General features: G+C 34.5%; 6 protein-coding genes. All 6 read right to left on the reverse strand.

Features of this window, described 5'->3' with window-relative positions; all coding sequences use genetic code 11:
• Positions 1-49: 49 nt before the first annotated feature.
• The 6 genes from ACQKMD_RS18505 to ACQKMD_RS18530 all read right to left on the reverse strand — a co-directional run bounded on the left by ACQKMD_RS18505 (position 50) and on the right by ACQKMD_RS18530 (position 7,150).
• Positions 50-1,666 (reverse strand): extracellular solute-binding protein, encoded by a 1,617-nt coding sequence (locus ACQKMD_RS18505; protein ID WP_427753851.1) that lies wholly within the window; start codon positions 1,664-1,666, stop codon positions 50-52.
• Positions 1,667-1,699: 33 nt separating this feature from the next.
• Positions 1,700-2,578 carry a carbohydrate ABC transporter permease gene (locus tag ACQKMD_RS18510; protein WP_427753852.1) on the reverse strand — a complete coding sequence of 293 codons (879 nt, stop codon included), beginning with the start codon at positions 2,576-2,578 and terminating at the stop codon, positions 1,700-1,702.
• Positions 2,579-2,590: 12 nt separating this feature from the next.
• Positions 2,591-3,592 (reverse strand): ABC transporter permease, encoded by a 1,002-nt coding sequence (locus ACQKMD_RS18515; RefSeq protein ID WP_427753853.1) that lies wholly within the window; start codon positions 3,590-3,592, stop codon positions 2,591-2,593.
• 27 nt (positions 3,593-3,619) lie between these two features.
• Complete coding sequence (locus ACQKMD_RS18520; protein WP_427753854.1) at positions 3,620-4,771, reverse strand: Gfo/Idh/MocA family protein; 1,152 nt, start codon at positions 4,769-4,771, stop codon at positions 3,620-3,622.
• A gap of 104 nt (positions 4,772-4,875) precedes the next feature.
• Positions 4,876-5,898: a LacI family DNA-binding transcriptional regulator gene (locus ACQKMD_RS18525; RefSeq protein WP_427753855.1), complete on the reverse strand. Its 1,023-nt coding sequence runs from the start codon at positions 5,896-5,898 to the stop codon at positions 4,876-4,878.
• A gap of 673 nt (positions 5,899-6,571) precedes the next feature.
• A complete protein-coding gene (locus ACQKMD_RS18530) occupies positions 6,572-7,150 on the reverse strand; it encodes a YitT family protein (protein ID WP_427753856.1) in 579 nt (192 codons plus the stop codon).
• Positions 7,151-7,595: the final 445 nt, after the last annotated feature.

Consider the following 7,595-nt stretch of genomic DNA (forward strand, 5'->3'; position numbering starts at 1 on the left):
TAAAGGGTAAAACTCATACAAGGAGACCCTTGTATGAGCAATTTTAAATTTACTTTCCATTTTTAGTGCGATCGTATGCTCCTTGAGCAACTTTAAGATATTTTTGTAATCCCATTTTATCGAGAGTTTTCTTGTATTCATCCCACTTGCTGAAGTCTTGTTTACCAGTAATAAAACCTGCAGTCATTTCATCAATATATGTCTGAATATCTGTCATAACCGCACTAACTTTGTCATTTTCGTCAAGCGTATAGTTCAGTCCAGGTAGGATATCTTCGTCTTTAAGAGTGTACGGTTTAGCTTTCTTAGCATTTAGTGCAGATGGTTCTTTTCCTTCAGCACCTTGGAAGAATTTCTGTCTAACCATTCCAGGGTAATATCCTCCTGGCCAAGTTAAATATTCACTAATTGCCTGATCTAGATTTTTCCCATCAGGATTATCTGTAATCGAATCTAAATACTTGAAGTTTCCATCCTTATCTTCTTCATAAGTAACGCCCTCGAAGCCCATAAAGAACATCTTCGAACCTTCTTCGCTATAGAAATAGTCCATCCAGCGAACCATTGCTTCAGGATTTTTCGCTTTATCTGTTATAACGAACATTCCTAAATTTCCAAGTCCATTTGTAACTGCGTTGTAAGCACGTTCGCCAGTAGGACCTTCAAGAACAGGTACACCTACGTATCCATCAAGTTTTAGTAATTCTTTTGGATCAACATCGCCTAACAAACCAACATTGCCTTTAGACGCTTCTGCAGCAAAAACTTGTGGTTCAGTTGTGAAAACATCTTGGTTAATCAATCCTTCTGTATAAAGCTTGTTCAAGAATTTAAGCAATTCTTTGTATTCATCCGTTGCTGGAACAAAGCGGAATTCTTCAGTTCCTTCTTTAAAATCAAGATTTACGTTCATAATCCCTTGCTTATTCAAACCATACGATCCGCGCAAGTAATCAATAAATGGTTTTATCTTGTATCCTCCACCCCATGGAATTTCGTCTGCTTTTCCATTACCATTTGGGTCTTGCTCTTTGAATGCTTTCAATACTTTGTATAATTCTTCAGTAGTTTTAGGCTCTTTTAGTCCTAATTTCTTCAACCAATCTTCTCTAATCCAAGGTGTCCCTGAACGCAATGCTTCAAAATTCGGATCATAAAATGTAGGGAATCCATAAATATTTCCATCTGCCATCGTGACACCTTGTCTTACTGATGGATACTCTTCTAAGATCTTTTTAAAATTTGGTGCATATTCATCAATGTAGTCATTCAATGGAATGAAGACACCTTGCTGTCCATATTTAATTAAATCTGTCTTTGGAAAAGCCGAAGCAAAAAATACTTCTGGATAGTCTCCTGATGCAAGCATTAAATTCCGCTTCTCTATTAACCCCTCAACTTGAGTTGTTTTCCAGTTCACATCAACATTCGTCATTTTCTCGTATTCATCCCAAAGCAATAGTTTGTTCCAGTCTTGAGATGCAAAGAATTTTGCTCCAAAGCCGTCAACTTCGATCTTCTCTTTTACTATTGGCATCCCTGTTTTACTAACGTTATCTGCATTTTCACCTTTTCCAGTAGTTCCTTCATCACTAGAGCAAGCTCCTAAAATGCTAGATGTTAGTAATAGACTTGTTACGATACCAGCAAAATACCTCTTCTTCAAAACAATCTCCCCCTTGTTTATCTGTTTTCTTTGTTACCCCTTTAGTGATCCAATCATAACGCCTTTTACAAAATACCTTTGTAAAAACGGATAAAGCATAAGCATTGGCAAGTTTGCCACAATCAGTACTGCATATTTCAACCCTTCAACACTTAGTTGTTGAGCTAAAAAGCTTTCAGAAGTTGCTTTAATCATGTCATCAGTTTCACCTTGAATAAGTATTTGTCGAAGAATCAATTGAAGTGGGAACTTGTCTTGATCCTGCAAATAAATTAATGCTTGGAAATATGAATTCCAATGGCCTACTGAATAAAAAAGTACCATCACTGCAATTACAGGAAATGATAATGGTAGAACAATACTCCATAGAATTTTGAAATTTCCCGCACCATCAATCATTGCCGATTCTTCTAATTCATGAGGAATAGACTGGAAAAACGTACGCATAATGATAATATTCCAAACTGCAACCGCATTCGGAATAATCATGACCCAAAACGTATTTAACATCCCCAAATCACGAATAAGTAAATACGTTGGAATAAGACCACCACTAAAGAACATTGTGAAAACAATAAATGCCATTATGAATCCGCGTCCCTTTAAATCTCTGCGTGACAAAGGATATGCAGCTAAAATGGTCATAATAATATTCAGAATAGTTCCGAATACCGTATATTTCAATGTGTTCACAAAACCATTAATTATATCCTCGTTTTTGAATACCTTTTCATATGCATCTAATGTAAATTCTTTTGGCCATAACCACAGCTCACCAGATAATATGTACTGTGGGTTACTTAGAGATGCACTGAGAACAAAAACCAATGGATAGATTACTAGTAAAGCGACAATTGCAAGAAATACAAAGTTGATTACATTAAACGCACGATCTGTTTTAGTTTCTCTCAAATTAGTCACCCCTTACCATAGACTTGTCTCATTCACTTTTTTCGCAATTTGATTTACCATGATGAGCATGATGAAGTTAATGAGCGAGTTGAACAACCCAACTGCAGCTGAGAAACTATATTGAGCTTCTAGTATTCCGCTTCGGTAAACGAAAGTTGAGATAACATCAGACGTCGACATATTTAAATCATTTTGCATAAGATATACTTTTTCAAATCCCACTGCCATAACTGATCCAGCATTCAAAATAAACAGAATTACTATTGTAGGCATAATCGCCGGAATGTTAATATGAATAATTCGTTGGAATTTTGATGCACCATCAATCATTGCAGCTTCATGTTGTGCGGGATCCACCGCAGCAAGTGCAGCAATATAAATGATTGAGCTCCATCCCATTGTTTGCCACACATCAGAAACAACAAACAAAGATTTAAACCAACCTGGCTCTGTTATAAAATCAATTGAATTACCTCCAAAAAGCGTAATTACTTGATTGACTAGTCCTTCAGGTTTTAAGAACAGCAATAGCATCCCAACGACAACAACTGTTGATAAGAAATGCGGTGCATAAATTACTGTTTGAACAAATTTCTTATAACGTAAGCTTTTCACTTCATTTAGCATAAGCGCTAAAATGATAGGAACTGGAAATGAAACTACAAGCGTGAAAAGGCCAATTCCTACAGTATTTTTAATAAGTCTCCAGAAATAATAACTATCGAAGAATCTCTCAAAGTGTTTAAACCCTACCCAAGGACTCCCCATAATCCCTTTTGTCGCGATAAAATCTTTAAAAGCAATCTGCAGACCATAAAGAGGAAAGTAATGAAATACAACAAAGTATAAAATAACAGGTGCAAGTAATAGATAAAGCTCCCAATTTTTCTTGAATGATTTCTTCCATTCAATACGAGCACTTTTCTTCACTTTCGGTCTATTATTTAATGGCTGCTTTATTTCACTTTTCTCTATTTCATCTACATAACCTACACCTTCATCCAGTCTAGTCATGGTCACACCCCTTTTCTTACAAACATATTAACTGTGTACGATAGTAGATTCTTGAGAAATGTTAACTACTTTACCACCCGAACGGATAGATTCAGTAGCTGCACATCCAACTGCTACACTCATTCTTCCAGCAAATGGAGTTGTAAGAGGTTGTTTATTACGCAAGATTAATTCAACAAAATCTTGAGCGATTTTCGGATCTGCTCCGCCATGACTACCCTCTTCTGGTTTCATTTCGTATGTTACATTACTAAACTCTTTCACAGTGTTAGTTTTACGTGTTTTCAAGTAAATTTTATCGTTTACATCATCGTTTTCTAAACGACCTTTTGTTCCGATAAATGTATAATTACGTTCATAATCTGGTGTGAAATGACATTGTAGATATGATGCCTTAATGCCGCCTTCAAGTTCCATAATAAGCATATTGTTGTCTTCAACATCGATTTCTTCTCGGAAAGCACATTCCGTAAATGTATGTGGAACGTATTCAGGACACTTATTCTTTAGATCACATTCAGGACATGTTAAATTGTTTGGCTTGTCTCCTCCGTAATAATCAAGTGAACCAAATGCTGAAACTTTCGTAGCATATTTTCCTGAAATCCAATGAATAACGTCAAGATCATGTGAACCTTTTTGTAATAGAAGAGAAGTTGTATTTTTTGAATTCCCGTGCCAATCGTGGTAGTAGAAATAACCTCCAAATCCTACGAAGTGACGAACCCAAATAGTTTTTAATTCGCCAATAGCACCCGAGTCAATGATGTCTTTCATAGTTTGGTACATACTCATATAACGCATGTTAAATCCAACCATTAAATGTTTACCTGATTTTTGCCAAGCTTCAATAATTCGGTCACAACCTTCGACCGTAATAGCTAGTGGTTTTTCAGAATAAACATGTTTTCCAGCTTCAAGAGCCGCAATCACATGTTCTTCATGTAAATAATCTGGGGACAATACTGCAATTGCATCGATATCATCATGTGTTAATAATTCTTTATAGTCTTTTGTTAAAAGCAACGGGGAGCCGATTTTTTCTTGAAACTTATCTAATCTTTCTTGAGATAGATCAGCGAGTGCAACAACCTCCGATTCACCCTCCGGTTTGTGCCAATACTGGGCAAGTCCACCACGTAATCCTGCACCAATAACACCAATTCGTACTTTTTTCATTTTGCCACCTCATCTATTTTTTAATTATTTAAATAACGGGGGAATATTTCCTGATTTCAGGAAAACGTTTTCCTGAATTATTCTAAAAAACTAATTTGCGATTTTTATGTAGATTGGCGAACTAATAATTCAAATGGCAATAAAGTTTTCAACGCCAATTTAGGATTATCTTCAATTTGGCTCATTAACGTTTTTGCTGCAATTACACCCATTTCATATTGTGGAACAGATACAGTTGATAACGCTGGAACAATGTATTGTGCCATTTCATTATTATCTATTCCAATGAATGCAATATCACTTGGGATATGAAGCTCTAGTTCATGTGCAGCCCGCATTGCTGCTATTGCAAGTAAATCACCTGCACAAAAAATCGCGGTTGGACGATTAGTTTTCGTCTCACCCAATAATTCTTTTGCTGCTAGATAGCTTCGTTCCATGCACCAATCAGAATTTATGATACAGCGCTCTTCAATTGTTAATTTGAAATCATTCATAGCCTTTTTATAGCCTTTGAAACGTTTTTCTTTCTTCATTTCAATTCCAATTCCACCGCCGATGAAACCAATTTTACGATGACCTTTTGTGATTAAATGTTCAACAGCTTGATATGCAGCTTCTTCTCTATCATAATCCACAGTAGCAATTGCATGATCACTATAGTTAAAGTCCACGCCAACAACAGGAATCAATTCCTTAATCTCAAGAAGTTTTTTGGGGTCAACTTTATCAATTAGTAATACACCATCTACTTCTTTTTCTCGAATTATTTGATGAAAAAGTGCATCATCTTCTAAATCCTCATTGCTTATCAATAATAACGTGTAGCCCGCATCATTTAATGTTTCACTAATGCCTGAATAAATTTTAGAAAAATAGGGGTTAGTTTCCGCCAAACGTGGACTTGCGAGCCATGCTATCCTTTTTGTACGCTTTTTCTCTTGTGCTGAAGATGATACAAGTTGTCTCGCATATTCATTTGGTGTGTAGCCTAACTCTTTCACTGCTTTCCATATCTTCTTCTTCGTATCAGGGTTCACATTTCGTGAAGGATCATTTTTTATGACGCGAGAAACTGTCGTAATTGAAACACCAACATGTTCTGCTATTTCTTTTAATCTGACCATTTAATGTACCTCATTCCTTTGCAACCGTTTTCAATTCCTATTATTATACAGCATATCTCTTATAGGAAGTTATTCACACAATTAATATCAGGTCAACAGGTTGTAGGTACAACTTCGATCAAAAAAAATAATGTATTTTTTATATTCTGAAAATTGTTACTAAATACAATATATAATTCGCAATATTAATTGTCAATATATTTTTTTATTTACTCTATTAACATTATTTATCATTAAACTGACGTTAATATAATGTTTTTTTTTAATAGTAAACAATTTATAAACTGGAATTATCAGGAGATTCAAGCATTTTTTTAATATTTATTTTACTATTCTCTGAACTTAAAAATAGACTTTTTTATTCCTAGAATTAAATTCAAAAGCTGCTAGAAATGAAAGGCAATTTTAGGGAAATATTAGTATGTATTGCTTTATCGAAGCTCTATATTATATATTTGTTTTTTCAAATATTATGATAATTGATGTTCGATTAGTCAATATATAATATAAATATAGGATTTCAAATATCTCTCCAAAATAATAGAGCATTCTTCTATTAAAGAGATGCCCTTAAATATTTCAAATCGTAATCTCTTAGATAGTATTTCTAGCTTGCGGTACTTTCCCTACCCCGTATTGTTTACAAAGGTATTTTATAGTAATCACTACTTGCTCATGTTTGTACAACATTTTTCGTAAAAATATTAATAGTCATCCCAATAACAAGTACTGTGATAATGGAGAGAAAAAAAGTGTCAAAGGATAATATGAGGCCTCCTAAAAAAATAACAATTGAATCAATGAAGAGAATAAGACTGCCAACATTTATACCCGTTTTATCACTTATGAACTGGGCTATAAGATCTGTGCCACCTGTACTTGTCTTAAACCGTAACATTAATCCATCGCCTAGACCTATGAGAATTCCCCCTAAAATTGAGCTGTAAACTGCATCAATATGAACTAGGAAATGAACAGATTCTAAAATATCAATAAAAAAAGAAGAAACAATCAAACCATGTAAACTATTATAGAAATAATCTCTGTAGTGAAACCAAGCAATAATAAAAATGGGGATACTTAAAAGTATAATTATGAGTCCGACCTTGAGTCCCCATATGTAATTAGAAATTAACCCTAAACCTATAATACCCCCATCCAATACTTCGTATGGTGCTAAAAATAAATTTATACCTAAAGATACTAAAATACTGCCAACAATCACTATTATACTTTTTTTCAAAAAACACATAAGCTTTACCTCCAAAAATTCCACATGTAGATACCTTATGCAATCATCTAATTGAACATGTAAAGCTATTTCTCCATACCTCGCTCCTTCAGCTACTATTTCCATACTAGATTAGCTGTGCAGAGATAGTAAAGTTATTTAATTTTAGTCTTAGAAATGCAATACCCTCCTCCCTGTTAATTTGGTAGGAGGATATTGCATTTGTTTAAAAAATAATTACATTCCAGGGAAAATAATAAAGTTATTTAATCTCGTAAGGCGAAACGTCACGAGTGCTTTATGATAAAAGAAGTAGAAGGGGGGCGATAAAAATAAACAAACGAGTTCTCTTTTACATTACATTTAAGGAAATTGGTATGTCAACACTAAACTGGACAACTTTTATAAGGACTGCTGCTTGAATTCCACCGGTGTTAAATAGCCCAGTGTTCCATGAATTCGAATA

Origin of the sequence: Viridibacillus sp. NPDC096237 (assembly GCF_050278625.1) — a bacterium.
In the GTDB taxonomy this organism is placed as follows: Bacteria; Bacillota; Bacilli; order Bacillales_A; family Planococcaceae; genus Viridibacillus.

Excerpts from the sequence above, each read along its gene's own strand:
- ACQKMD_RS18515 (WP_427753853.1), bottom strand. The coding sequence starts at position 3,592 with ATGACTAGACTGGATGAAGGTGTAGGTTATGTAGATGAAATAGAGAAA.
- ACQKMD_RS18525 (WP_427753855.1), bottom strand. The coding sequence starts at position 5,898 with ATGGTCAGATTAAAAGAAATAGCAGAACATGTTGGTGTTTCAATTACG.
- ACQKMD_RS18520 (WP_427753854.1), bottom strand. The coding sequence starts at position 4,771 with ATGAAAAAAGTACGAATTGGTGTTATTGGTGCAGGATTACGTGGTGGA.
- ACQKMD_RS18530 (WP_427753856.1), bottom strand. The coding sequence starts at position 7,150 with ATGTGTTTTTTGAAAAAAAGTATAATAGTGATTGTTGGCAGTATTTTA.